This is a genomic window from Zestomonas carbonaria, from assembly GCF_904061905.1.
Lineage (GTDB): Bacteria > Pseudomonadota > Gammaproteobacteria > Pseudomonadales > Pseudomonadaceae > Aquipseudomonas > Aquipseudomonas carbonaria.
In genome coordinates this window covers 51,967-75,513 of sequence record NZ_CAJFCI010000073.1, presented here as the reverse complement: position 1 = coordinate 75,513, position 23,547 = coordinate 51,967, and the positions used below count along the sequence as shown (strand labels likewise).

25 protein-coding genes are annotated in these 23,547 nt (G+C 67.2%); 10 read left to right on the top strand and 15 right to left on the bottom strand.

Going from position 1 to position 23,547, the window contains the following annotated elements; genetic code table 11:
• Positions 1-172: 172 nt before the first annotated feature.
• The 9 genes from ccmI to ccmA all read right to left on the bottom strand — a co-directional run bounded on the left by ccmI (position 173) and on the right by ccmA (position 7,172).
• Positions 173-1,378 carry a c-type cytochrome biogenesis protein CcmI gene (gene ccmI / locus PSEWESI4_RS18350; RefSeq protein ID WP_187672668.1) on the bottom strand — a complete coding sequence of 402 codons (1,206 nt, stop codon included), beginning with the start codon at positions 1,376-1,378 and terminating at the stop codon, positions 173-175.
• Complete coding sequence (locus tag PSEWESI4_RS18345; RefSeq protein ID WP_187672667.1) at positions 1,371-1,862, bottom strand: cytochrome c-type biogenesis protein; 492 nt, start codon at positions 1,860-1,862, stop codon at positions 1,371-1,373. Before PSEWESI4_RS18345 ends, ccmI begins: the two co-directional genes overlap by 8 nt.
• Positions 1,859-2,395, bottom strand: a complete 537-nt coding sequence (locus PSEWESI4_RS18340) for a DsbE family thiol:disulfide interchange protein (protein WP_187672666.1) — start codon at positions 2,393-2,395, stop codon at positions 1,859-1,861. Before PSEWESI4_RS18340 ends, PSEWESI4_RS18345 begins: the two co-directional genes overlap by 4 nt.
• Positions 2,392-4,380, bottom strand: coding sequence for a heme lyase CcmF/NrfE family subunit (locus PSEWESI4_RS18335; protein WP_456243224.1), 1,989 nt, complete (start codon positions 4,378-4,380; stop codon positions 2,392-2,394). Before PSEWESI4_RS18335 ends, PSEWESI4_RS18340 begins: the two co-directional genes overlap by 4 nt.
• Positions 4,381-4,383: 3 nt before the next feature.
• Positions 4,384-4,830, bottom strand: coding sequence for a cytochrome c maturation protein CcmE (gene ccmE / locus PSEWESI4_RS18330; RefSeq protein ID WP_187672665.1), 447 nt, complete (start codon positions 4,828-4,830; stop codon positions 4,384-4,386).
• The gene (gene ccmD / locus PSEWESI4_RS18325) at positions 4,827-5,003 is read right to left on the bottom strand and encodes a heme exporter protein CcmD (protein WP_187672664.1); all 177 of its coding nucleotides are present in this window, start codon (positions 5,001-5,003) and stop codon (positions 4,827-4,829) included. The genes ccmE and ccmD overlap by 4 nt, the downstream gene beginning before the upstream one ends.
• The gene (locus PSEWESI4_RS18320; protein ID WP_187672663.1) at positions 5,000-5,755 is read right to left on the bottom strand and encodes a heme ABC transporter permease; all 756 of its coding nucleotides are present in this window, start codon (positions 5,753-5,755) and stop codon (positions 5,000-5,002) included. Before PSEWESI4_RS18320 ends, ccmD begins: the two co-directional genes overlap by 4 nt.
• A 113-nt stretch (positions 5,756-5,868) precedes the next feature.
• Entirely contained in the window at positions 5,869-6,540 is a 672-nt protein-coding gene (ccmB, locus tag PSEWESI4_RS18315; protein ID WP_187672662.1) for a heme exporter protein CcmB, read from the bottom strand.
• A complete protein-coding gene (gene ccmA, locus PSEWESI4_RS18310; protein WP_456243223.1) occupies positions 6,537-7,172 on the bottom strand; it encodes a cytochrome c biogenesis heme-transporting ATPase CcmA in 636 nt (211 codons plus the stop codon). The genes ccmB and ccmA overlap by 4 nt, the downstream gene beginning before the upstream one ends.
• A 168-nt stretch (positions 7,173-7,340) precedes the next feature.
• Between ccmA and fliK the strand changes: the two genes are divergently transcribed.
• Together fliK and PSEWESI4_RS18300 are read left to right on the top strand one after the other, a co-directional pair.
• Positions 7,341-8,849, top strand: a complete 1,509-nt coding sequence (fliK, locus tag PSEWESI4_RS18305) for a flagellar hook-length control protein FliK (RefSeq protein ID WP_187672660.1) — start codon at positions 7,341-7,343, stop codon at positions 8,847-8,849.
• The gene (locus PSEWESI4_RS18300) at positions 8,846-9,148 is read left to right on the top strand and encodes an EscU/YscU/HrcU family type III secretion system export apparatus switch protein (RefSeq protein WP_187672659.1); all 303 of its coding nucleotides are present in this window, start codon (positions 8,846-8,848) and stop codon (positions 9,146-9,148) included. Before fliK ends, PSEWESI4_RS18300 begins: the two co-directional genes overlap by 4 nt.
• 144 nt (positions 9,149-9,292) lie before the next feature.
• Here PSEWESI4_RS18300 and PSEWESI4_RS18295 read toward each other — a convergent pair whose 3' ends face one another.
• Positions 9,293-10,606, bottom strand: a complete 1,314-nt coding sequence (locus PSEWESI4_RS18295) for a dicarboxylate/amino acid:cation symporter (RefSeq protein WP_187672658.1) — start codon at positions 10,604-10,606, stop codon at positions 9,293-9,295.
• Positions 10,607-10,939: 333 nt separating this feature from the next.
• On the opposite strand from PSEWESI4_RS18295, the gene PSEWESI4_RS18290 reads away from it, so the two are divergent.
• Positions 10,940-11,941: an AraC family transcriptional regulator gene (locus tag PSEWESI4_RS18290; RefSeq protein ID WP_187672657.1), complete on the top strand. Its 1,002-nt coding sequence runs from the start codon at positions 10,940-10,942 to the stop codon at positions 11,939-11,941.
• A gap of 9 nt (positions 11,942-11,950) precedes the next feature.
• On the opposite strand, the gene PSEWESI4_RS18285 is transcribed toward PSEWESI4_RS18290, so the two are convergent.
• The 3 genes from PSEWESI4_RS18285 to PSEWESI4_RS18275 all read right to left on the bottom strand — a co-directional run bounded on the left by PSEWESI4_RS18285 (position 11,951) and on the right by PSEWESI4_RS18275 (position 14,636).
• Positions 11,951-13,294 carry an ATP-binding protein gene (locus tag PSEWESI4_RS18285; RefSeq protein ID WP_187672656.1) on the bottom strand — a complete coding sequence of 448 codons (1,344 nt, stop codon included), beginning with the start codon at positions 13,292-13,294 and terminating at the stop codon, positions 11,951-11,953.
• Positions 13,291-13,971, bottom strand: coding sequence for a response regulator (locus PSEWESI4_RS18280; RefSeq protein ID WP_187672655.1), 681 nt, complete (start codon positions 13,969-13,971; stop codon positions 13,291-13,293). The genes PSEWESI4_RS18285 and PSEWESI4_RS18280 overlap by 4 nt, the downstream gene beginning before the upstream one ends.
• A gap of 62 nt (positions 13,972-14,033) precedes the next feature.
• Positions 14,034-14,636, bottom strand: coding sequence for an outer membrane beta-barrel protein (locus PSEWESI4_RS18275; RefSeq protein WP_187672654.1), 603 nt, complete (start codon positions 14,634-14,636; stop codon positions 14,034-14,036).
• Between the two features lie 216 nt (positions 14,637-14,852).
• Between PSEWESI4_RS18275 and PSEWESI4_RS18270 the strand changes: the two genes are divergently transcribed.
• Together PSEWESI4_RS18270 and PSEWESI4_RS18265 are read left to right on the top strand one after the other, a co-directional pair.
• Complete coding sequence (locus tag PSEWESI4_RS18270; protein WP_187672653.1) at positions 14,853-15,167, top strand: I78 family peptidase inhibitor; 315 nt, start codon at positions 14,853-14,855, stop codon at positions 15,165-15,167.
• A gap of 381 nt (positions 15,168-15,548) precedes the next feature.
• The gene (locus PSEWESI4_RS18265) at positions 15,549-16,265 is read left to right on the top strand and encodes a 4'-phosphopantetheinyl transferase family protein (RefSeq protein ID WP_187672652.1); all 717 of its coding nucleotides are present in this window, start codon (positions 15,549-15,551) and stop codon (positions 16,263-16,265) included.
• A 141-nt stretch (positions 16,266-16,406) separates the two neighbouring features.
• On the opposite strand, the gene acs is transcribed toward PSEWESI4_RS18265, so the two are convergent.
• Positions 16,407-18,368, bottom strand: a complete 1,962-nt coding sequence (gene acs / locus PSEWESI4_RS18260; protein ID WP_187672651.1) for an acetate--CoA ligase — start codon at positions 18,366-18,368, stop codon at positions 16,407-16,409.
• Positions 18,369-18,845: 477 nt separating this feature from the next.
• Here acs and PSEWESI4_RS18255 point away from each other — a divergent pair, with 477 nt between their 5' ends.
• Positions 18,846-19,103: a type B 50S ribosomal protein L31 gene (locus PSEWESI4_RS18255; protein WP_187672650.1), complete on the top strand. Its 258-nt coding sequence runs from the start codon at positions 18,846-18,848 to the stop codon at positions 19,101-19,103.
• The gene (gene ykgO, locus PSEWESI4_RS18250) at positions 19,100-19,255 is read left to right on the top strand and encodes a type B 50S ribosomal protein L36 (protein WP_187672649.1); all 156 of its coding nucleotides are present in this window, start codon (positions 19,100-19,102) and stop codon (positions 19,253-19,255) included. Before PSEWESI4_RS18255 ends, ykgO begins: the two co-directional genes overlap by 4 nt.
• A gap of 6 nt (positions 19,256-19,261) precedes the next feature.
• On the opposite strand, the gene PSEWESI4_RS18245 is transcribed toward ykgO, so the two are convergent.
• Entirely contained in the window at positions 19,262-20,815 is a 1,554-nt protein-coding gene (locus PSEWESI4_RS18245) for a sigma-54-dependent transcriptional regulator (protein WP_187672648.1), read from the bottom strand.
• A gap of 240 nt (positions 20,816-21,055) precedes the next feature.
• Here PSEWESI4_RS18245 and phhA point away from each other — a divergent pair, with 240 nt between their 5' ends.
• The 3 genes from phhA (at position 21,056) to PSEWESI4_RS18230 (ending at position 23,519) form a co-directional block, all read left to right on the top strand.
• Complete coding sequence (gene phhA / locus PSEWESI4_RS18240) at positions 21,056-21,841, top strand: phenylalanine 4-monooxygenase (RefSeq protein ID WP_187672647.1); 786 nt, start codon at positions 21,056-21,058, stop codon at positions 21,839-21,841.
• A gap of 131 nt (positions 21,842-21,972) precedes the next feature.
• A complete protein-coding gene (locus PSEWESI4_RS18235; protein WP_187672646.1) occupies positions 21,973-22,326 on the top strand; it encodes a 4a-hydroxytetrahydrobiopterin dehydratase in 354 nt (117 codons plus the stop codon).
• The gene (locus PSEWESI4_RS18230) at positions 22,323-23,519 is read left to right on the top strand and encodes an amino acid aminotransferase (protein ID WP_187672645.1); all 1,197 of its coding nucleotides are present in this window, start codon (positions 22,323-22,325) and stop codon (positions 23,517-23,519) included. The genes PSEWESI4_RS18235 and PSEWESI4_RS18230 overlap by 4 nt, the downstream gene beginning before the upstream one ends.
• Positions 23,520-23,547 lie beyond the last annotated feature (28 nt).

The following is a 23,547-nucleotide window of genomic DNA, read 5'->3' as shown; positions in this document are numbered from 1 at the left end:
GTGCCTGGGTGGGCGGCGGGAGCTGCGCGGGAGGGGTTGGCGCGGGCGGCAGGTCCGAAGCCGGACGCTGGGCCGCGCAGCCGGCCAGACCGACCAGCAGGCCCAGGGCGAGAAGGTGCATGGTCGGTTTCATCGGGGTGCCTCCAGAAGCTGTTTCATCGAGCGTGGTCGCTCACTCGTCCGGGCTGTCGATGCTCAGACGCTGGACATCGGTCGTGCTGCTGGCCAGCGGCTGGCTGCGGCCGATCCACTCGCCGTCGGTGGCGGTGCCGGAACGCGAGACACGTGCCACCAGTTGAACCTCGGGGAAGGCGGAAAGTTTCAGTTGCGGCATCATCGCATCGGCGTCGGAAAGCTCCACCTCGGCCGGCAGGTCGGCGACGGTCATGCGCTTGACCGCCAGGGGCATCGGCGGGCCGCTGCTGGCGCGGGCGAAGACGAACACGCTGTCGCCCGGTTGGACCTTGTCCCTGACGCTCGCCGCCAACTCCACGCGCACTTTCAAGGTGGCGCCGTCGGCACTCGCGGCAACCGCCGGCGAGCTGTCCGCACCGCTCTCCTGCTGGCGGGCCCTGGCGCGTTCGATACCGCCCTGGATCGCCGAGCGCGACGGGTCCTCGGCCGGCAGCACGGCCACCAGGCGCTCCCAGTAGCCGATGGCGTCCTTGAAGCGCTGTTCCTCGAAGGCGGCGATGCCGAGCAGACCGAGGCTGGTGACCTCCTCCGCGTCGGCCTTGAGCGCTTCGTCGGTGAGCGCCTGCATCTGCGGCGTCCACTTGCGCTCGCCGGCGAAGTACAGCGCCTGGGCCCACTGGCCGAGTACCTCGGGCTGGCGGCCGGACAGCGTGGCGGCGTGCTCGAAGGCCGATGCCGCATCCGCCGCACGTTCCTGGGCCATGTAGGTGCGGCCGAGGAAGTACCAGGCTTCCGCCGAATCCGGCTGGGCCTTGACGGTCTGTTCCAGGCGCGCGGTCATCTCTTCGATGCTGCGCGGCATCTGGGCGAATTCGCGGGTCATCTCGACCTTGTCGCTGGCGCCCCAGTACAGGTACAGGCCAACCCCGAGCAGCGGCACCAGCAGCGCGGCGACCAGCGGCGCGGCACGGCCCAGGCGCGAGCTGCGATTGGCGTCGGCGCCTTCGGTATCGGCCAGCAGTTCGCGGGCGGCCTCGGCGCGACCGGCTTCGAGCTGCGCGTCGGTGAGCACGCCGGCACGGTGCTCGCCTTCCAGTTCGGCGACGCGTTCCTGGTAGAGGGCGACGTTGAGGGCGGTGCGGTCCTCCTCGGTCTGCGCCTTGCGGCCACGCAGCACGGGGATCAGCAGGAAAGCGAGGGCGACCAGAAGCAGCAGGCCGGCGGCGAGCCAGAAATCAATCATTCGAAGTCTTGTCCGAGGAAGTGGATTTCAGCAGGGCGTCGAGGCGGCCGCGCTCCTGATCGGAAAGCTGGACGGCGGAGGGGGCGTTCTCCACCCGCCGGCGGCGCAGGACGATCACGCCGAGCACCACCAGGCCGCCGCCGAGCAGCAGCGCCGGGCCGTACCAGAGCAGGAAGGTGCGCGCGGTGACCGGCGGCTTGTAGCGCACGAAGTCGCCGTAGCGGTCGACCATGTAGTCGACGATCTCGTCGTCGCTCTTGCCCTCGCCGAGCATGCGGTGGATCTCGCGGCGCAGGTCGGCGGCGATCGGCGCGTTGGAGTCGGCGATGTCCTGGTTCTGGCACTTCGGGCAGCGCAGTTCCTTGGTCAGCTCGCGGAACCGCTCGCGCTGCGCCTCGTCGGCGAACTCGTAGGTGTCGATGGCGGCGCGGGCGATGCCGGCCAGGCACAGGACGAAGAACAGGACGGCGAACAGACGTTTCATTCAGCGGCCTCATCGACGAGTTGCCGGTACAACGGCGCCAGTTGCTCGCGCCAGACGGTCTGGTCGATCACTCCGACGAACTTGTGGCGGATGATGCCCTGGGCGTCGATCAGGAAGGTTTCCGGCGCGCCGTAGACGCCCAGGTCGAGCCCCAGGCTGCCCTGGGCGTCGTTGATGTTGAGCTGGTAGGGGTCGTGGAATTCGTCCAGCCACTTCAGGGCGGCGGCGTTGTCGTCCTTGTAGTTGACCCCGTGGATGCGCACGCCCTGCTCGGCCAGCTTGTTGAGCACCGGATGCTCGACCCGGCAGGCGATGCACCAGGTGCCCCAGACGTTGAGCAGCGCCGGCTGGCCCTTGAGGTCTTCCTGGGTCAGGGTGCGGTCGCCCTGCACGCTGGGCAGCGAGAAGGCCGGCACCGGCTTGCCGATCAGCGCCGAGGGCAGCTCGGAGGGATCGAGGAACAGCCCGCGATAGAGGAACACGGCGACGCCGAGGAACACCGCCAGGGGAATCAGCAACACCAGACGCTTCATGCTTGGGCTCCAGCCAGGCCGAGCGCCTCGCGCACCCGGGTCTTCACCTTGACGCGGTAGCGCCGGTCGAGCGCCGCCAGCAGGCCGCCGAGGCCGGTCAGCAGGCCGCCCAGCCAGATCCAGCGGACATAGGGCTTGACGTGCACGCGTACCGCCCAGGCGCCGTTGTCCAGCGGCTCGCCGAGGGCGACGTAGAGGTCGCGGGTGAAGCCGGCGTCGATGCCGGCCTCGGTCATCACCGACTGCTGCACGGTGTAGAGGCGTTTTTCCGGGTGCAGCACGCTGATTTCCTTACCGCCCTTGAGCACCCGCACGGTGCCCTTGTCGGAGGTGAAGTTGGGGCCTTCATGGTGCGCCGCGCCCTCGAACACGAAGCGGTAGCCGGCCAGTTCCACCGACTCGCCCGGCGCCAGGCGCAGGTCGCGCTCGGCGCTGTACTGGCTGGACAGCACCACGCCGAGAGCGCAGACGGCGATGCCGAGGTGCGCCACCTGCATGCCCCAGTAGCTGCGGCCGAGCTTGCCGATCCCCTTGAGCAGGCCGGTATGGCGGGTCTTGTCGAGCAAATCGCGCAGGCCGGCGACCACCACCCAGGCGGCCAGCAGCCAGGCCGCCAGCGACGCCCAGTGGAAATCGCCGAGCAGGAAGCTGGCGGCCACGCCCAGCACGCCGCTGGTGAGCAGCACCGGGCCGAGCATGCCGGCCAGCCACTTCACCGGGGTGTCCTTCCAGCGCACGATCACGCCGATCGCCAGCACCGCCATGAGGATCGCCATCAGCGGCAGGAACAGCGCGTTGAAGTACGGCGGGCCGACCGACAGCTTGGCGCCGGTCAGCGCATCCAGCACCAGCGGATAGAGGGTGCCGAGCAGGATCATCGAGGTGGCCACCACCAGCACCAGGTTGTTGACCAGCAGCAGGGTCTCGCGCGACCACAGGCCGAAGCCGACCTGGCTCTTGACCACCGGCGCGCGCAGGGCGAACAGGGTCAGCGAGCCGCCCACCACCATCAGCAGGAAGATCAGGATGAACACCCCGCGCTCCGGGTCGGAGGCGAAGGCGTGCACCGAGGTCAGCACCCCGGAGCGGACCAGGAAGGTGCCGAGCAGGCTCAGCGAGAAGGCGGCGATGGCCAGCAGCACGGTCCAGCTCTTGAACACGCCGCGCTTCTCGGTCACCGCCAGCGAGTGGATCAGCGCGGTGCCGACCAGCCAGGGCATGAACGAGGCGTTCTCGACCGGGTCCCAGAACCACCAGCCGCCCCAGCCCAATTCGTAGTAGGCCCACCAGGAGCCGAGGGTGATGCCGACGCCGAGGAACGCCCAGGCGACGATGGTCCACGGCCGCGACCAGCGCGCCCAGGCGGCGTCCAGGCGGCCGCCGAGCAATGCGGCGATGGCGAAGGCGAAGGCTACCGAGAAGCCGACGTAGCCCATGTAGAGCATCGGCGGGTGGACGATCAGGCCGATGTCCTGGAGCAGCGGGTTGAGGTCGTTGCCGTCCGCCGGGCTGTTCGGCAGCAGGCGTTCGAAGGGGTTGGAGGTGGCGATCAGGAACAGCAGGAAGCCGATGCTGATCATCCCCATCACCGCCAGCACGCGGGCCAGCATGACTTCCGGCAACTGCCGGGAGAACACCGACACGGCGAAGGTCCAGCCGCCGAGGATCAGCGCCCAGAGCAGCAGCGAACCTTCGTGGGCGCCCCACACGGCGCTGAACTTGTAGTACCAGGGCAGCGCGCTGTTGGAGTTGCTGGCCACGTAGCGCACGGTGAAGTCGTCGGCCATGAAGGCCCAGGTCAGGCAGGCGAAGGCGAACGCCAGGAAGGCGAACTGCCCCCAGGCGGCGGGCACGGCCAGGCTCATCCACTGGCGGTCGCCGCGCCAGGCGCCGATCAGCGGCAGGGTGGCCTGGACGATGGCGAAGCACAGGGCGAGGATCATGGCCAGGTGGCCGAGTTCGGGGATCATCAGGGCTGCGTTCATGGCTCAGCCTTCCTTCTTCGGTAGCCGGCCGCTTTCCTGCAGGGCCTTGGTGACTTCCGGCGGCATGTAGTTCTCGTCGTGCTTGGCCAGCACCTCGTCGGCGATCAGCACGCCCTCGTCGTTCAGCTTGCCGAGGGCGACGATGCCCTGTCCTTCGCGGAACAGGTCGGGGAGGATGCCGTGGTACTGGATGGTCACGTCCTTGGCGAAGTCGGTGACCACGAAGCGCACTTCCAGCGAATCCGAGGAGCGCTGCACCGAGCCGTCCTTGACCATGCCGCCGGCGCGGATGCGGGTGTCATGGGGCACTTCGCCGTTGGCGATCTGGGTCGGCGTGTAGAACAGGTTGATGTTCTGCTGCAGGGCGGTGAGGGCAAGGCCGACGGCGATGCCGACGCCGGCGAGGATGCCGAGGATGATGAACAGACGCTTCTTGCGCAGCGGATTCACGACTTGCTCTCCCGGCGCAGACGGCGCGCCTCTTCTTGCAGATAACGACGCCGCGCCAACAGCGGCAGCGCGACGTTGAGGACCAGCACGCCCAGGCTGATGCCGTAGGCGGTCCACACATACAGGCCATGCTGGCCCATGGCGAGGAATTCGCCGAAGGAAGCGAAGCTCATTTTACGCCTCCCAGTTGCTTGCCGATCTCGGCCTTGACCCAACTGCTGCGCGACTCGCGCTTGAGCACTTCCAGGCGCATGCGCACCAGCAGCACGGCGGCGAAGAAGCAGTAGAAGCCGAGCACCATGACCAGCAGCGGCAGCCACATTTCCGGCGGCATGGCCGGTTTCTCGGTGAGCTTGAAGGTGGCCGGCTGGTGCAGGGTGTTCCACCACTCCACCGAGTACTTGATGATCGGGATGTTGACCACGCCGACCACCGCCAGCACCGCGCAGGCCTTGGCCGCGCTGTCGCGGTTGGTGATCGCCTGGCCGAGGGCGATGATGCCGAAGTAGAGGAACAGCAGGATCAGCATCGAGGTCAGACGCGCGTCCCAGACCCACCAGGAGCCCCAAGTCGGCTTGCCCCAGATGGCGCCGGTGAGCAGCGCCAGGAAGGTCATCCAGGCGCCGATCGGCGCGGCCTGCTGGAGGGCGACGTCGGCCAGTTTCATCTTCCACACCAGGCCTACCACGCCGGCCACGGCCAACATCATGTAGCAGGACTGGGCGAGGATCGCCGCCGGTACGTGGATGTAGATGATCCGGAAGCTGTTGCCCTGCTGGTAGTCCGGCGGTGCGAAGGCCAGGCCCCAGACCAGGCCGACCGCCAGCAGCGACGCGGCGGCGATGGCCAGCCAGAACAGCCAGCGGCCGCTCATCTCATAGAACCACTTGGGCGAACCCCATTTGTGAAACCAGGTCCAGTTCATCGGTCGACTCATCATCCTGCGAGGCACGATTGCCGTATCCCGGAGGCGATCCGGGGCGGGGCTTTCCCGGATTTCACCGGGCTACATCATGCACTTCGCTTCACGGTTCGTTCTTATTCGCCGACGCTGATGGTCAGACCGGCGGCGATTGCAAAAGGCGTCAGGGTCACCGCCAGGGCGGTGAGGCTGGCCAGCCACAACAGGTGACCGGCCGCCGGCAATCCTTGCAGGGAAGCTTGCAACGCGCCGCTGCCGAGGATCAGCACCGGGATATACAGCGGCAGAATCAGCAGGGCCAGCAGCAGGCCGCCGCGTTTCAGACCGACGGTCAGCGCCGCGCCGACCGCGCCGAGCAGGCTGAGCACCGGCGTGCCGAGCAGCAGCGAGAGCAGCAGCACCGGCAGGCAGCGCGCCGGCAGGCCGAGCATCAGCGCCAGCAGCGGGGCCAGCACCACCAGCGCCAGCCCGGAAAACATCCAGTGTGCCAGCACCTTGGCCAGGACCAGAAGAGGCAGGGGGTGCGACGAAAGGACCCACTGTTCCAGGGAACCGTCCTCGAAATCGCTGCGGAACAGGCCGTCCAGAGAGAGCAGCACGGCCAGCAGGGCCGCGACCCATACCAGGCCCGGTGACAAAGTCTGCAACAGATTGGTTTCCGGCCCCACCGCCAGCGGGAACAGGGCGATGACGATGGCGAAGAACACCAGGGGGTTGGCCAGCTCCGCCGGGCGGCGGAACAGCAGGCGGGCTTCGCGGGCGACCAGCAGGGTGAACACGTTGCTCATGCCGCACGCTGCCCCAGGTCCAGATCGCGATAGCCGGCCGGTTTCACGGTCAGCGTGTGATGGGTGGTCAGCACCACCAGGCCGCCCTGCTCGCAGTGGCTGGCCAGGTGCGCCTCCAGTTGCGCCACGCCCTGCTTGTCCAGGGCGGTGAACGGCTCATCGAGAATCCACAGCGGCGGCGCTTCCAGGTACAGGCGCGCCAGGGCCACGCGGCGCTGCTGGCCGGCGGACAGGGTGTGGCAGGGCACGTCCTCGAAGCCGCGCAGGCCGACCGCCTCCAGCGCCCGCCAGATCGCCGCGCGCTCGGCCGGTACGTGCAGGGCGCACAGCCAGGAAAGGTTCTCCTCGGCGGTGAGCAGCCCCTTGATCCCGGCGGCATGGCCGATCCACAGCAGGTTGCGCGCCAGTTCGCCGCGCAGCTTGCCCAGCGGCCGGCCATTGATGTGCACTTCCCCGGCGGTCGGGCGCATCAGCCCGGCGAGCAGGCGCAGCAGGCTGGTCTTGCCGCTGCCGTTGGGCCCGCTGACCTGGAGCATGTCGCCACCGTGCAGGCGCAGGTCGAGCCCCTCGAACAGCAGGCGCCAATCCCGCTCGCAGGCGAGGGCCAGGGTTTCGAGTACAGGGCTGGTCACGACATGCGGGTCCACAGGCATTCAAGTCGGGAAGGCGTCGGCCGTTATACTGGCATACGCCCGGCTGGCCGCCGGTCGAGCCGGGCAGCGAGAGCGAAACGGGGCGGCATTATACATACCCGGCCAGCCCGCCCGCAGTGGCCTTTTTCGACAGGTTGTAACCCATCAATGAGCGAGATCAGCGGCCCCCGCCCAGCCCAGGCCGTCGAGCAGGCGCTCAGGCTGTTGCAGCCGCTGGACGGCCTGCTGGCCAGCGGCGAGACCGCCAAGGCCGAGGTGGTCGCGGTCCGGGAAGCGGTGGCACAGAGCTTCCAGGTGCTGCTCAGGCTGACCCTCGCCAACGGCAGCCAGGCCACCTTGCAGGCCAGCAGCAACCAGCCGCTCGTCCAGGGCAGCCTGCTCAACGTCACCGCGCTGTCGGATACCCGCCTGGCGATGGCCCTGCAGAACGCCGGCGAACGCGCCCTGACCAAGCTAGACCTCAACCTGCTGCCGGTCGGCACGCTGATCCAGGGCAAGGTCGAGGCGCGCGAGCAGATCGCCGGGCTCAAGGCGCAGCAGGCGCTCTACCGGGTGATGGTCAATCTGCTCAACACGCCGCTGGCCGGCAGCAAGCTATCGCTGGAAACAGGTATGCCGCTGCCCGTCGGCAGCCTGCTGACCGCGCGGGTGGACGGCAGCCAGGCGCTGGCCTTCCTGCCGCTGAGCGGGCGGCTCGACCAGTTGGCGATCAGCCAGCAGTTGCAGGCGCAGAGTGCCCGCCAGGGCTCGCTGGAAGGATTGCTCGGTGCGCTCCAGGGGCTGGCCGGCAGCAATCTGCCGGAAGGGCTTCGCGGCAGCATCGACAAACTGTTCGGCGCCCTGCCCGATCTCGCCCAACTCAGCGACGCCAAGGGCCTGGCCAAGGCCATGGAGAACAGCGGCACGCTGCTCGAAGCGCGCCTGCTCGGCGCTGGCGGCGCCCTGCCCCAGGACCTCAAGGCCAACCTGTTGCGCCTGGTCGCCCAATTGCTGCCGCAACTGCCCCAGGCCACTCCACTGGCGGCGGGCGCCGCCGGCAGCCTGGCCCAGGCCATGCCGGCCTTCGCGCGCACCGCGCTGGGGGCGCTCGGTCAGCTCGGCGGCCGCCCGCAGCCGCCCGGTTTTCCGCTGCCGGCCAAGTTGCAGCAGGCATTCGAGGATGGCGAGGCCGACCTGGAAACACTGCTCAAGCTCGCCGCCGCCGCCGTCTCGCGCTTGCAGACCCATCAGTTGTCCAGCCTGGCACAAACCCAGGTGACACCGGACGGCAGCCTGCTGACCACCTGGCAACTGGAGCTGCCGATGCGCCACCAGCAGGAGCTGGTGCCGCTGCAACTCCGGATCCAGAGCGAAGAAGAGGCCAAGCCGGAGAAGAAGGACGCACAGGAAACCCTCTGGCGCGTCGAGCTGGCCTTCGACCTGCCCCCGCTCGGCCCCTTGCAGGTGCAGGCGCAACTGGCCCACGGCAGCCTGTCCGGCCAGCTCTGGGCGGAGCGCCAGGCCACCGCGCAACTGATCGACAGCGAGCTGGGCAACCTGCGCCAGCGCCTGCTCGACGCCGGCCTCGACGTCGGCGACCTGGCCTGCCGCCAGGGCACGCCGCCACAAGGGCCACGGACCACCCTGGAACAACGCTGGATCGACGAGACCGCATGAAGCGCCAGACACCCCGCCAGGCCATCGCCCTCAGCTATGACGGCCAGAACGCCCCGACCCTGAGCGCCAAGGGTGACGACGAGCTGGCCGAAACCATCCTCGCCATCGCCCGCGAGTACGAAGTGCCGATCTACGAGAACGCCGAACTGGTACGCCTGCTGGCCCGCCTGGAACTCGGCGAGGCGATCCCCGAAGCGCTGTACCGCTGCATCGCCGAGATCATCGCCTTCGCCTGGTACCTGCAAGGCAAGTGTCCGCCGGGGTTCGAGCCGTCGCCCGAAGGCCCATCGGTGGACTGAAGCCCATCCTACGGTAGGCTTCGGCCGAATCCCCGGACGAAAAAAAGCCCGCAGCGAGGCGGGCCGTGCGAGCCGTCCCCCTCGTGAGGCGACGGTAAGGTAAAGCGTTGCCCCGGACCTTTGCGCGGTCCGGGGCGCGAGCCGTCAGGCCAGTTCGCGGCTGGCGGCCGGTTGCGGTTCTTCCTCGGCCACGGCCGGGCGACCGCCGCTGGCCAGTTCGCGTTCGAGCTGATCCTCGTCCAGCTCCTTGCACCACTTGGCGACCACGATGGTGGCCACGCCGTTGCCGATCAGGTTGGTCAGCGCACGGGCCTCGGACATGAAGCGGTCGATGCCGAGGATCAGCGCCAGGCCCGCCACCGGCAGGTGGCCGACGGCCGAGAGGGTCGCGGCGAGGACGATGAAGCCCGAGCCGGTAACCCCGGCGGCGCCCTTGGAAGCCACCAGCAGCACCGCCAGCAGGGTGAGCTGGTGGGTCAGGTCCATCGGCGTGTCGGTGGCCTGGGCGATGAACACCGCGGCCATGGTCAGGTAGATCGAGGTGCCGTCGAGGTTGAAGGAGTAGCCGGTGGGGATCACCAGGCCGACCACGGATTTCTTCGCGCCGAGCTTCTCCATCTTGTTCAGCATGCGCGGCAGCACCGACTCGGAGGACGAGGTGCCGAGCACGATCAGCAGTTCCTCGCGGATGTAGCGGATGAAGCGCAGGATGTTGAAGCCGTGGGCCTTGGCGATGCCGCCGAGGACCACCAGGATGAAGAACAGGCAGGTGATGTAGAAGCACATCATCAGTTGGCCGAGCTGCACCAGCGAGCCGACGCCGTACTGGCCGATGGTGAAGGCCATGGCGCCGAAGGCACCGATGGGCGCGACCTTCATGATCATGTTGATGATGCCGAACATCACGTGGGCGATGCGGTCGATGAAGTCCAGCACCGGCTTGCCGAAGTCACCCATGCGCTGCAGGGCGAAGGCGAAGATCACCGAGAAGAACAGCACCTGCAGGATGTCGCCGCTGGCGAAGGCGCCGACCACGGTGCCGGGGATCACGTTGAGCAGGAAGCCGATGGTGCTCTGCTGCTCACCGGCCTTGGCATAGGCGGCGATGCTGCTGGCGTCCAGGGTGCTCGGGTCGACGTGCATGCCGACGCCGGGCTGCGCCAGGTTGACCACCACTAGGCCGATCACCAGCGCGACGGTCGAGACGACCTCGAAATACATCAGCGCGTAGCCGCCGGTCTTGCCCACCGACTTCATGTTCTGCATGCCGGCGATGCCGCTGACCACGGTGCAGAAGATGATCGGCGCGATGGCCATCTTGATCAGTTTGACGAACCCGTCGCCGAGCGGCTTCAGCGCCACCCCGGTTTCCGGGTAGAAGTGCCCCAGGGCGATACCGACGGCGATCGCCACCAGCACCTGGATGTACAGACTCTTGTAGAGAGGAGTGCGGGTCATGACAGGTCTTTTCCTCAAGGGCGACGTTTCGGCACCGGTCCTCGATGCCACGCCGCCGAAGCACTAACCCTCCTGGGCTGGAGGGATTTGTTCTTACCTGCCGGAGCAGGCTTGCGACACTTATCGCAAGCCCCATGCCACTCCCGAACGAAAAAATTAATTCCTTTAAAAACAACAAGTTGATATTTAATCCAGCACCGCTGGCCAACGCCCCCTGGCGGATTCCCGCCAAGCACCGCGAACGCCATGGCGGATTTCCCCCGGCGGATGGTCGGGTTGTCGCCCACTGGCACGCTGCTTACCATCGCCGGGTCCAGTCGACGAGCGACCCTCATGCGAGAACGCACCATCGCCAGCCATTTCGTCCGCGCCGCCCTGCGCGGCGCCGAGCGGCAGGGCTACGATACGGGCCCATTGCTGGCCGAGCTGAACATCCGCCCCGAGTTGCTCAGCGAGCCGCGCGCGCGCGTCACCCCGGAGCAGTTCGCGCGCCTGGTGCAGCGCGTCTGGGAAGAACTGGACGACGAATACATGGGCTTCGGCCGGCAATGCAGCAAGCGCGGCACCTTCGCCATGATGTGCCACAGCATCATCCACTGCGAGACGCTGGACAAAGCGCTGAATCGCGGCACGCTGTTCTACGGCCTGTTCCCGGAAGCGCCGCTCCTGCACCTGGAGCGCGACGGCGACCAGGCCCGGCTGGTCCTCGACACCAGCGACCTGTGGGACCCGGACCACTTCCTGACCGAAAGCCTGCTGGTGCTCTGGCACCGCCTCGGCAGTTGGCTGGTCGGCCAGCGCATCCGCCTGCTGCAGGCCACCTTCACCTATGCCGAGCCCCCCCATGCCAGCGAGTACGACCTGCTGTTCCCGGGGGCTCGACAATTCCACGCGCCACGCACCAGCCTGCTGTTCCAGGCGCGCTATCTGGACATGCCGCTGCTACAGGACGAACGCACGCTCAAGCAGTTCCTCAAGAACTCGCCGGCCGACCTGCTCGCCCGCCCGGACGGCGGCGACAGCCTGACCAGCCAGATCCGCCGGCTGCTCGGCCGCGACTGCAGCCACTGGCCGGACCTCGAACACGTCGCCCGCCAGTTGCACACCAGCCCGCAGACCCTGCGCCGCCACCTGCGCGAGGAAGGCACCAGCTTCCAGGAGCTCAAGGACCATCTGCGCCGCGACCTGGCGATCTACCACCTCGGCCGCGACAGCCTGGCGATCCAGGACATCGCCGCGCAGCTCGGCTTCTCCGAGCCTTCGGCCTTCCATCGCGCGTTCAAGAAGTGGACGGGGCTGACGCCGGGGGCCTACCGCACCCACCAGGCGGATTGAGTCATCACCCTACGAGGGCAGGAGAATCCGGAAGCAGGCGCCGCCCAGGGGCGAGTCCTCCACTTCCAGCTCGCCGCCGTAGCTGTCGATGATGTCCATCACCACCGCCGTGCCGATGCCCTGCCCCGGATGCTGGGTGTCCAGGCGCTCGCCGCGCCGGAGGATGCGCTCGCGCTGGTCGGCCGGCACGCCGGGGCCGTCGTCCTCGACCCGCAGCTCCAGCCGGCCATCCATCCGCCGGGCCGTCACCCGTACCTGGCCCAGGCACAGCCGGTAGGCGTTTTCCAGCAGGTTGCCAAGCATCTCCAGCGACGCGCCGTGCTCCAGCGGCAACTCGGTGCCGGCCGGGAAATCCCGCTCCAGCCGCACCTGCTTGTCGCGATAGACCTTGTCCAGCGCGGCGCCCAGGGTGTCCAGCAAGGGGGCCAGCGCTTCTCGATGGCGAACCAGCCCGCTCTTGCGCAGGCTGGCGCGCTGCAACTGGTAGCCGATCTGCTGGCTCATGCGCTCGATCTGGCTGCGCAGCACCTGCACCTGCTCGCGGTTGCGCGGCTGGTCCGCCAGGTTCTCGGCCACGCCCTGCAACACCGCCAGCGGCGTCTTGAGGCTGTGCGCGAGGTCGCCCAGCGAATGCCGGTAGCGCTCGCGCTGGGCCCGTTCGCTGTCGAGCAGGCGGTTCAGCGAATCGGTCAGGCGGCGCATCTCCTCGGGATGTTCCTCGCTCAGCCGCTCGCGTTCGCCGATCTCGATCTGGTCCAGCTCGTTCCTCAATCCGCGCAACGAGCGCAGCCCCCAGCCCAGGACCAGCCAGAGCAGCCCCAGCAGCACCAGCAACGCCCCACCGAGCCAGATGTACAACTGCTCGCGGAAATAATTCAGCAGCCCGCCGTATTCGCTGACCGGCTGCATGGTGACGATGCTGTAGGCCGCCTGCTTGCCGCCGAGCAGGTCGATTTCCACGTCGTAGACGAAGAACTCGCGGCCGCTCTCGTCCCGGACCCGGGTGAACTCGTCGACCAGCCCCTCGTAGCGGGGCAGGTAGTGAATGCTCTCGTCCGTCGTCGAGGTCGAGCGCCAGACCAGCGTCCCGTTCTGGTCGTAGATGTAGCCGAGCAGCTTCGACTCCGGCAGGTTGTAGTCCTCTATCGGCAGGTGTTCCGGCATGCTCAGGCGGTCGCCCTCGATGCGTGCCGCCGAGATCAGGGTCGCCACGTCCGCCGCCAGGCGCTGCTGGATGGCATTCTCCAGGGCGATGCCGAAGGCGCGCTGCAAGGCCGGCAACAGGGCCGACATGAACAGCACGGCAAGGATCGCCGCGCCGATCATCAGGCGGATGCGCAACGAGCGGATCATCGGCAGCGCTCGGTGAACAGGTAGCCCTGGCCGCGCACCGTCTCGATCGGGCGGAACCCGTCGATCGCCACCTCCAGCTTGCGGCGCAGGCGACCGACCAGCACTTCGATGACGTTGGGATCGCGCTCTTCGTCGTCCGGGTAAAGTTGCTCGATCAGCCGCTCCTTGGCCACGACCTGCTGGTGGTGGCGCATCAGGTATTCGAGGATGCGGTACTCGAAGGCGGTCAGCGGCAGGGGCTCGCCATCGGCCAGCGCCTGCTTGCGATTGAGGTCCAGCAGCAGCGGGCCGGCCTCGATGGCCGCCTGGACGAAACCGCTGGAGCGGCGCAGCAAGGCATTGAGGCGCGCCTCCAGCTCTTCGAACTGGAACGGCTTGACGACATAGTCGTCGGCCCCCACGGCCAGGCCCTCGACCTTGTCCTGCCAGTTGCCGCGCGCGGTGAGGATGAGGATCGGGAATGTCCGGCCCTGGTTGCGCAGTTCGCGAATCAGGTCCAGGCCACCCATGCCCGGCAGGCCGAGGTCCACCACGGCCAGGTCATGGTTGTATTCGGCGGCACGGTAGAGCGCCTCTTCGGCGTCCGGCACGGCATCCACCACGTGGCCCTGTTCGCTCAGTCGGGTGTAGAGGTGATGACGCAGCAGCGCCTCGTCTTCCACGACCAGCAGTTTCATGGGCTGTTCTCCCTGTCGATGAAGCGGCCGGGCAGCGGGCCCGGCCTGTCGTGGTAAAGGGGTCAGAACTTGTAGTTGGCGCCCACGTAGGCCTGGCCGCTGCTGTGCAGATCCAGGGAGCCCAGGCGCGGGCCGCCGTGCTCGCCCATGTCGGTGCTGACATTGGTGCGCAGGTAACGGTAGCCGGCCTCGATGGACGCGCTCTTGTTCAGTTCCTGCAGGATACCGGCCTGCAGGCCGGCAGCGTAGTTGATGTTGCTGTCGCGGCTGAAGCCCCGGCTTTCCTGCTCCAGCTTGACCAGGCCCAGGGTGGCGCCGCCGAACAGCTTGGTGTTGTAGTCGCCCACCGGCACGAACAGATCGTAGCTGCCGAGCAGGTTCTGCTGGCGCAGCTTGTAGCCGCTGTCGCTATCCGAGAAGTTCTCGTAGGTCAGGTAGTAGCGGCCGGCGTCGGTCTGCTGGCCGGCACGCAGGCCCCAGGTGTCGGTCTTGTGGATGACCTTGTCCAGCTTGGGATTGTCCAGGTTCGCGTTCAGCGCGTCGGACTTCTGGATGTTGTTGTTGGTCTGGCCCCAGGTCAGGCCGACGAAGTTGTCGGCGGCGTGGGCACCGACACTGGTCCCCAGTACGGCGGTGGCGAGGGCGAGCATTTTCAGCTTTTTCATGGTGTTTCTCCTATCGAGGGAAGATTGCCGTTTCGATGGGAGCAGGTTACGCAGGGCCCGCTGAACGCCTCCTGTACCGTTGCTGAACCGCACCTGAACGAACCCCTGGTCGGCTCTGCGACCGGCACTCCGGGGAAGGGATGGGCGCGCGCCGGGAACGCGGGAACGCCCGGCAAGTCTGCTATGGTGCCCGCTTCAATTCATGAGGAAGCCCTTATGCTGACCAAACGACTCAGTCTCGGCACCGCGCTGCTCGCCGCCCTTCTGGCCGGCTGCGGCACGAGCGGTAGCCGCGAAGAATCCACGCCGCCGACCGCCCACCACGGAAGCGGTTGCGACGCCAACACCGTGCAGGACCTGCTGGGCAAGCAGGCGACCACGCAGTTGCTGCAACAGGCGCAACAGCGCTCCGGAGCCGAAACCGCGCGCGTGCTGGGACCACACGACGTCGTCACCCTGGAATACAACTCGCGCCGCCTGAACCTGATCACCGACGACAAGCAGGTCATCACGCGCGTTTCCTGCGGCTGATCGCTGTGGGGCAGGCTCTTGTAGGGTGCGCCGCACGCACCGATAAGAAACCGGCACGGAGCGCCAGGCACGACACGGAGCCCGTCGGCAGAAACACCCCGCCGGACCAAAAGCCTGTGCCGGCACATCGGCGGTGCGCACGGCGCACCCTACGAAAAAAAACGGGAGCCCCTCTCGGGGCTCCCGTGAAAAAACGTCCGCCATCGACAACAGCACGGCACTGGTGGCGGACTTCAACCTCATCTGCGCTCCCGAAAAAGCGCGGCGGCCAGTCTGGCAAAAGGTCCGCCGCCCATCCGTAGCGCTTTGTTGGACCTTTGCAAAGAAATGTAAAGGCCCGCCCGGCTGGTCGCGCCGCATCGCGCCCGGCAGAATATCGGGATGAACGCCCTCCCCGCCTGCTGCACACCCCTGCTCGACCACTGGCCACTGCCGCGCCCACTGGCGGGCGTGCGGCTGATCAGCACCCGCTTCGATCCCGCCTTGCTGACGGCCGACGACTTCACCCTGACCGGCATTCCCCGCCCGAGAGGCGTCGACAAGCGCCAGGCGGAGTTCCTCGCCGGCCGCCTCTGCGCCCACGCGGCGTTGCACCAGCTCACCGGCACCGGCACGGTTCCCGCCGTCGGCGAAGACCGCGCCCCGCAATGGCCGGGCGGCATCAGCGGCTCGATCACCCACAGCCACGGCTGGGCCGCCGCCGTGGTGGCCCGGCACGCCGACTGGCGCGGCCTCGGCCTGGACATGGAAAGGCTGCTGGGCGCCGAGCGCGCGAACCGCCTGGCCGGCGAGATCCTCACCCCCGCCGAACTGCGACGACTGGCGCAGCAATCCGCCGAACGACAGGCACGACTGGTCACCCTGACCTTCTCGCTCAAGGAAAGCCTGTTCAAGGCGCTCTACCCGCTGGTGCACAAGCGTTTCTACTTCGAACACGCCGAACTGCTGGAATGCTCGGACGACGGCAGCGCGCGCCTGCGCCTGCTCATCGACCTGTCGCCGGAGTGGCACAGCGGCCGGGAGCTGGAGGGGCAGTTCAGCCTGTTCGACGGCAGCCTGCTCAGCCTGGTCGCCGTTCCCTCGAATCAGGGCGAATAGACCACAGGGTGCGCCGTGCGCACCGATGGATTGGCGGCGCCCCACGGTAAGGTGCACACGGCGCACCCTACCCAGAGCCCCTGGAATGACGAAGCCCCGCCCGGCTTGTGGCCGGGCGGGGCTCTGGTTTGCCGTAGCCGGTCAGGCGCAGGCGGCTTGCATGCTGCGGTGAGTCTCGATGAGATGTTGCACCACGCCAGGATCGGCCAGCGTGGAGATGTCGCCGAGGGCATCGTATTCGGCGACGGCGATCTTGCGCAGGATGCGGCGCATGATCTTGCCCGAGCGGGTCTTCGGCAATCCCGGAGCCCACTGGATGACGTCCGGGCTGGCGATCGGACCGATCTCCTTGCGGACCCAGTTCTTCAGTTCCTGGCGCAGTTGCTCGGAAGCTTCCACGCCGGCGTTCAGGGTCACGTAGACGTAGATGCCCTGGCCCTTGATGTCGTGCGGCACGCCGACCACCGCGGCCTCGGCGACCTTCGGGTGGGCGACCATGGCGCTCTCGATCTCGGCGGTGCCCATGCGGTGGCCGGAGACGTTGAGCACATCGTCGACGCGGCCGGTGATCCACCAGTAGCCGTCTTCATCGCGGCGCGCGCCGTCGCCGGTGAAGTACATGCCCTTGAAGGTCTTGAAGTAGGTGTCGACGAAGCGATCGTGGTCGCCGTACAGGGTGCGCGCCTGGCCCGGCCAGGAGTCGATGATCACCAGGTTGCCCTCGGTGGCGCCTTCCAGGAGGTTGCCCAGGTTGTCGACCAGCGCCGGCTGCACGCCGAAGAACGGCCGCGCGGCGGAGCCCGGCTTGAGGCCGTGGGCGCCCGGCAGCGGCGTCATCAGGCAGGCGCCGGTTTCGGTCTGCCACCAGGTGTCGACGATCGGGCAGCGCGATTGGCCGACGGTCTCGTAGTACCACTGCCAGGCTTCCGGGTTGATCGGTTCGCCCACCGAACCGAGCAGGCGCAGGCTGGAGCCATCTGCGCCTTCGACCGCCGCCTTGCCCTCGGCCATCATGGCGCGGATGGCGGTCGGCGCGGTGTAGAGGATGTTGACCTTGTGCTTGTCGACGATCTTCGACACGCGGGTCACGTCCGGGTAGTTCGGCACGCCTTCGAACATCACGGTGGTGGCGCCGTTGGACAGCGGGCCATAGACCAGGTAGGTGTGACCGGTAACCCAGCCGATGTCGGCGGTGCACCAGAAGACCTCGCCCGGACGGTAGTCGAACACCCGCTCATGGGTCAGCGAGGCATACACCAGGTAGCCGCCGGTAGTGTGCAGCACGCCCTTCGGCTTGCCGGTGGAACCGGAGGTGTAGAGGATGAACAGCGGCTCCTCGGCGCCCATTTCCTTCGGCGCGCAGGTGCTGCCGGCCACCGCCATCAGGTCTTCGAACCAGACGTCGCGGTGCGGGTGCCACTTGATGTCGGAACCGGTGCGCTTGCAGACGATGATCTTCTGCACGCTGGCGGTTTCCGGGTTGGCCAGGGCGTCGTCGACGTTGGCCTTGAGCGGGGTTTTCTTGCCACCGCGCACGCCTTCGTCGGCGGTGATCACCACCTTGGACTTGCAGTCGATGATGCGGCCGGCCAGGGCTTCCGGCGAGAAGCCGCCGAACACCACGGAGTGGATGGCGCCGATACGGGCGCAGGCCAGCATGGCGACCACGGCCTCGGGGATCATCGGCATGTAGATGGTCACCACGTCGCCACGGTGCACGTCCTGGCCGCGCAGGGCGTTGGCGAACTTGCAGACCTGCTCGTGGAGTTCGCGGTAGGTGATCTCGCGATGCTCGGACGGATCGTCGCCTTCCCAGATGATCGCCACCTGGTCGCCGCGTTCGGCGAGGTGACGGTCCAGGCAGTTGTAGGAGAGGTTCAGGGTGCCGTCGGCGAACCACTTGATATCGACGTGGTGGTCGTCGAAGGAGGTCTGCTTGACCTTGGTGAACGGCTTGATCCAATCGATGCGCTTGGCCTGCTCGCGCCAGAATCCATCGGGGTTGATCACCGACTGCTGATACATGGCTTTGTAGGTAGCCTCGTCGGTCAGCGTATTGGCGGCGACCTCGGGACGAACGGGATACAGGGAAGCGGCACTCATGGGATTCGACCTCGGTGACAGTTGTTCTTGTGACTGGGCACATTTGTAACCACCACCCCCTCCAGCAACCATACGACAAAGGTCTTAACCCTACGGCTACTAAGGTCTTAGAGGCTGTTCACACTCCCGGGGAAGAAACGCCGCGCATAAAAAAGGCGGCCCAAACAGGCCGCCTGTACAGACATTCCGGGAGAGGAATGGGAAAACACAACATCCAGGAACCACACGCAGGAGCTGGATGACGCTTTTTACGCCGACCGGGCGACACACGCCTATACCACCAAGGTCGTACGACGCGTCGGCGCCTACCGGGGCGCACGAGCGCGGACCACGGGACACGGCCGAGCTTCCATGGTTCGCCGCGCAAGGCCATGACCAGCCTGGATGGATCGGCAGGCGACTCCCTGGCACTTGACCATCCAGCGAGAATCATTATCATCTTTATTGTTACTTTATAACATTAAAGAGACCTTCCTCATGAAACCCGGCATCCATCCCGACTACCGCCCCGTGCTGTTCCACGACGTGGCGGCCGACGCCTACTTCCTCATCGGTTCCACCGTCGCCACCGACAAGACCCGCGAATACGAAGGCAAGACCTACCCCTACGTGGCCCTGGACGTGTCCAGCGCCTCGCACCCGGTGTACACCGGCAAGCAACGGCAGACCAAGAGCGAGGGCCGCGTGGCCGGCTTCAACAAGCGTTTCGCCGGTTTCGTCGGGGGTGGCGCATGAAGGTCGTCGCCTCCCTGAAGCAGGCCAAGCTGCGTCATCGCGACTGCCAGATCGTCAAGCGCCGCGGCCGCCTCTACGTCATCTGCAAGACCGCGCCGCGCTTCAAGTGCGTGCAGGGGCGGCCCAAACCCAAGCGCAAGAACAAGGGCTGACGCCCGCTACTCCTTCCCCACCCCGTGCTGGCGCAGCTTGTTGGCGATGGTGGTGTGCGACACCCCCAGCCGCTTGCCCAACTGGCGGCTGCTCGGGTGCTCGGCGTAGAGGCGCTCGAGCACCGCTTTCTCGAAGCGACCGAGGATATCGTCCAGGCTGCCTTCGATGGAGAAGTCGCCGAGCGGTTGTGGCGCGCCGTAGTCCGGCAGGCGGATGTGCTCCGGCTTGACCGTGCCGCCCTCGCACAGCGACACCGCCTGGAACAGCACGTTCTCCAGTTGCCGCACGTTGCCCGGCCAGTGGTAGTGGCGCAGTTTGTCCATCGCCTGGGGCGACAGCTTCGGCAAGGGGCAGCCGATCAACCGGCTGGCGTGGTCGAGGAAGTGCTCGGCCAGCGGCTCCAGGCCGTCCAGGCATTCGCGCAGCGGCGGGATGTGCAGGCTGAGCACGTTGAGCCGGTGATAAAGGTCCTGGCGGAACTCGCCCTTGGCGCACAGCTCGGACAGGTCCACCTGGGTGGCGCAGATCACTCGCACGTCCAGGTACACCTCCTCGTCGCTACCCACCCGGCGGAAGCAGCCGTCCTGCAGGAAGCGCAGCAGCTTGGCCTGCAGGCGCGGGCTCATCTCGCCGACACCGTCTAGGAACAGGGTGCCGCCGGCGGTCAGCTCCAGCAGGCCGAGCTTGCCTTCCGGGCGGGCGCCCTCGAAGGCGCCGGGGCCGTAGCCGAACAGCTCGGTCTCGGCCATGGATTCCGGCAGCCCGGCGCAGTTCAGCGCCATGAATGGCGCCTGGCCGCGCGGGCTGGCCAGGTGGCAGGCGCGGGCCAGCAGCTCCTTGCCGGTGCCGGTCTCGCCCTCGATCAGCAACGGCGCGTCCAGCGGCGCCATGCGCCGAGCCTCGCGGACCACCGCGGCCATCACCCTGGAGCTCTGGAAGATGCTGTCGAAGCCGCGCAGTTCCTGCTTGCGCACGTGATAGATGCGCTCGCCGACACGGTCCGCGCGGTGCAAGGTGAGCACCGCACCGGCCAGCGCGTCGCTCTCGTCGTGCTCGGTCTGTAACGGGGCGATGTCGGCGAGGAAGATGTCGCCCTTCACCTTCACCCGCAGGCCGTTGATCCGCGACTTGTTGGCGCGCACCAGCTCGGGCAGGTCGAAATCCTCGGCGTAGCGCGACAGCGGAATCCCCGGCACCTCGTCGACACGCACGCCGAGCAACTGCGCCGCCGAGCGGTTGGCGGCGACGATGCTGCCGGCCATGTCGATGGACAACACCGGGAAGTCCAGGGCGCCGAGCAGCGCGTTGAGTTCCAGGTGGCGGCGCTCGCTGGGCATCAGCCCGACACGCTTGACGCCGAACACCCCGGGAATCGCCTCCAGCTTCGGGCGCAGGGCCTGGAATTGCAGGTTGATCAGGTTCGGACAGTGCAGGTAGATGGCGTTGCCCTGCTCGCCGCCAACCTCGCCACGGGCGACGTTGATGCCGTAGTCGACCAGCAGGTTGAGGATGTCGCGCAGGATGCCGACGCGGTTCTGGCAGTGGACTTTGATACGCATGGCAAGGACTCGGCTGGTGGCCGGATTTTTGTGCCCGGCTCGATTCTTTCGTAAAGAATATGTGACGAATCGACAGCCCAGCAAGGCGATCATTGGCGACTGCCACCAGGTTGTAACTCTTTCTTTACGGAAAACACCCGGAAATCCGGCTTCCGGCGCTTGTCGGCATCTGCCCCGGCTCACTACGTCGCGTTACAACAGCACCAAATACAACAACAAGGCTCCGCTTGAGGAGGCGCGATGAAAAATACGCAGTACGTAGCTCGCCAACCCGACGAGAACGGCTTCATTCACTATCCGGATGCCGAGCACGCGGTCTGGAATACGCTGATCACTCGCCAGTTGAAGGTGATCGAGGGGCGCGCCTGCCAGGAATACCTGGACGGCATCGAGCAACTCGCCCTGCCCCACGAGCGCATCCCGCAACTCGGCGAGATCAACCGCGTACTCGAAAGCACCACCGGTTGGCGCGTCGCGCGCGTACCGGCGCTGATCCCCTTCCAGACCTTCTTCGAACTGCTGGCCAGCAAGCAGTTTCCGGTGGCCACCTTCATCCGAACCCCGGAAGAACTGGACTACTTGCAGGAACCGGACATCTTCCACGAGATCTTCGGCCACTGCCCGCTGCTGACCAACCCCTGGTTCGCCGAATTCACCCATACCTACGGCAAGCTCGGCCTCGCGGCCAGCAAGGAAGAGCGCGTCTACCTGGCGCGGCTGTACTGGATGACCATCGAGTTCGGCCTGGTCGATACCCCGCAAGGCCGGCGCATCTACGGCGGCGGCATCCTCTCCTCGCCGAAGGAAACCGTCTACTGCCTGTCCGGGCAGCCCGAGCACCAGCCGTTCGACCCGCTCGAAGCGATGCGCACCCCCTACCGCATCGACATCCTGCAGCCGCTGTACTTCGTGCTGCCCGAACTCAAGCGCCTGTTCGACCTGGCCCATGAGGACATCATGGGTCTGGTCCACCAGGCCATGCGCCTCGGCCTGCACGCGCCGAAGTTCCCGCCGAAAGCGGCGTAATGCGCTTTTGTAGGATGGGTATCGCTACGCTCGACCCATCCTACGGCTCTGACCGTAGGAGCGGCCCATGGCCGCGATCGCGGCCATGGGCCGCTCCTACACGAACCAAGAACATCATCGAGGAAACCTTCATGTCCCTTGCCCAAGCCCAATGCGAAGCCTGCCGCGCCGACGCGCCCCATGTGAGCGACGAGGAGCTGGCCGAGCTGATCCGCGAGATTCCCGACTGGAACATCGAAGTGCGCGACGACCACATGGAGCTGGAGCGGGTGTTCCTGTTCAAGAACTTCCGCCACGCCCTGGCCTTCACCAACGCGGTCGGCGCGATCGCCGAGGAAGTCGGCCATCACCCGGCCCTGCTCACCGAATGGGGCAAGGTCACCGTCACCTGGTGGAGCCATGAGATGAAGGGCCTGCACCGCAACGACTTCATCATGGCCGCGCGCACCGACGCGGTCGCCGCCAGCGCCGAGGGCCGCAAGTGAAACATTTCGCTGACGTCGCCCGAGTGCCGGGCGACCCGATCCTCGGCCTGATGGACGCCTTCCGTGCCGATCCCAACCCGGCCAGGCTCGACCTCGGCGTCGGCGTGTACAAGGACGCCAGCGGCCTGACGCCCATCCCGCGCGCCGTGAAACTGGCAGAGCAGCGCCTGATCGAGACCGAGCAGACCAAGAGCTACATCGGCGGCCATGGCGACCCGGCCTTCGCCCGGCACCTGCTGGAACTGGTGCTCGGCGCAGGCTCGGCCCTGCTCCATGACGATCTCGCCGGCGCCACCCAGACACCCGGCGGCACCGGCGCGCTGCGCCTGGCCGGCGACTTCATCGCCCGCAACCTGCCGGGGCGCGGCATCTGGTTGAGCGACCCGACCTGGCCGATCCACGAAACGCTGTTCGCCACCTGCGGCCTGAAGGTCGGCCACTACCCCTACGTCGGCGCCGACAATCGCCTGGACGTGGACGCCATGCTCGCCGCCCTGGAGCAGGTGCCGGTCGGCGACGCGGTGCTGCTGCACGCCTGCTGCCACAACCCCACCGGCTTCAATCTCAGCCCGCGCAACTGGAAACGGGTGCTGGAAGTGGTCAAGGCCCGCGAACTGCTGCCGCTGCTCGACTTCGCCTACCAGGGCTTCGGCGACGGTCTCGACGAGGATGCCTGGGCGGTGCGCCTGTTCGCCGCCGAGCTGCCCGAACTGCTGGTCACCAGCTCCTGCTCGAAGAACTTCGGCCTCTACCGCGAACGCACCGGCGCGCTGATCGTGCGTGCCGAGACGGCCGACAAGCTCGCCGACGTGCGCAGCCAACTGGCCCTGCTGGCCCGCAACCTGTGGTCCACCCCGCCGTCCCACGGCGCCGCGGTGGTCGCCGGCATCCTCGGCGACGCCGAACTGAAGGCGCTCTGGGCGGACGAGGTGGAAGCCATGCGCCAGCGCGTCACCAGCCTGCGCAGCGGCCTGGTCGAAGCGCTACGCCCGCACGGCCTGGCCGAACGCTTCGCGCACATCGCCACGCAGCGCGGCATGTTCTCCTACACCGGCCTGAACCCCACCCAGGTGCAACGCCTGCGCGAGGAGTTCAGCATCTACATGGTGAGCAGCGGCCGGGCCAACGTGGCCGGCATGGCCGAAGAACGCCTGGCCTACCTGGCCGAGGCCATCGCCCGAGTGTGCGACTGACCGCAGCGGCCCACGATCCGGGCCGCTA

Coding starts and splice junctions, on each gene's coding strand:
- PSEWESI4_RS18275 (WP_187672654.1), bottom strand. CDS start 14,636: ATGAAAAAGCTGAAAATGCTCGCCCTCGCCACCGCCGTACTGGGGACC.
- PSEWESI4_RS18235 (WP_187672646.1), top strand. CDS start 21,973: ATGTCCCTTGCCCAAGCCCAATGCGAAGCCTGCCGCGCCGACGCGCCC.
- ccmB (WP_187672662.1), bottom strand. CDS start 6,540: ATGAGCAACGTGTTCACCCTGCTGGTCGCCCGCGAAGCCCGCCTGCTG.
- PSEWESI4_RS18290 (WP_187672657.1), top strand. CDS start 10,940: ATGCGAGAACGCACCATCGCCAGCCATTTCGTCCGCGCCGCCCTGCGC.
- PSEWESI4_RS18320 (WP_187672663.1), bottom strand. CDS start 5,755: ATGAACTGGACCTGGTTTCACAAATGGGGTTCGCCCAAGTGGTTCTAT.
- PSEWESI4_RS18255 (WP_187672650.1), top strand. CDS start 18,846: ATGAAACCCGGCATCCATCCCGACTACCGCCCCGTGCTGTTCCACGAC.
- ccmI (WP_187672668.1), bottom strand. CDS start 1,378: ATGATTGATTTCTGGCTCGCCGCCGGCCTGCTGCTTCTGGTCGCCCTC.
- fliK (WP_187672660.1), top strand. CDS start 7,341: ATGAGCGAGATCAGCGGCCCCCGCCCAGCCCAGGCCGTCGAGCAGGCG.
- PSEWESI4_RS18245 (WP_187672648.1), bottom strand. CDS start 20,815: ATGCGTATCAAAGTCCACTGCCAGAACCGCGTCGGCATCCTGCGCGAC.
- PSEWESI4_RS18340 (WP_187672666.1), bottom strand. CDS start 2,395: ATGAAGCGTCTGGTGTTGCTGATTCCCCTGGCGGTGTTCCTCGGCGTC.
- PSEWESI4_RS18345 (WP_187672667.1), bottom strand. CDS start 1,862: ATGAAACGTCTGTTCGCCGTCCTGTTCTTCGTCCTGTGCCTGGCCGGC.
- PSEWESI4_RS18270 (WP_187672653.1), top strand. CDS start 14,853: ATGCTGACCAAACGACTCAGTCTCGGCACCGCGCTGCTCGCCGCCCTT.
- PSEWESI4_RS18285 (WP_187672656.1), bottom strand. CDS start 13,294: ATGATCCGCTCGTTGCGCATCCGCCTGATGATCGGCGCGGCGATCCTT.
- PSEWESI4_RS18265 (WP_187672652.1), top strand. CDS start 15,549: ATGAACGCCCTCCCCGCCTGCTGCACACCCCTGCTCGACCACTGGCCA.
- acs (WP_187672651.1), bottom strand. CDS start 18,368: ATGAGTGCCGCTTCCCTGTATCCCGTTCGTCCCGAGGTCGCCGCCAAT.
- PSEWESI4_RS18280 (WP_187672655.1), bottom strand. CDS start 13,971: ATGAAACTGCTGGTCGTGGAAGACGAGGCGCTGCTGCGTCATCACCTC.
- ccmD (WP_187672664.1), bottom strand. CDS start 5,003: ATGAGCTTCGCTTCCTTCGGCGAATTCCTCGCCATGGGCCAGCATGGC.
- PSEWESI4_RS18335 (WP_456243224.1), bottom strand. CDS start 4,380: ATGAACGCAGCCCTGATGATCCCCGAACTCGGCCACCTGGCCATGATC.
- phhA (WP_187672647.1), top strand. CDS start 21,056: ATGAAAAATACGCAGTACGTAGCTCGCCAACCCGACGAGAACGGCTTC.
- PSEWESI4_RS18300 (WP_187672659.1), top strand. CDS start 8,846: ATGAAGCGCCAGACACCCCGCCAGGCCATCGCCCTCAGCTATGACGGC.
- PSEWESI4_RS18295 (WP_187672658.1), bottom strand. CDS start 10,606: ATGACCCGCACTCCTCTCTACAAGAGTCTGTACATCCAGGTGCTGGTG.
- ykgO (WP_187672649.1), top strand. CDS start 19,100: ATGAAGGTCGTCGCCTCCCTGAAGCAGGCCAAGCTGCGTCATCGCGAC.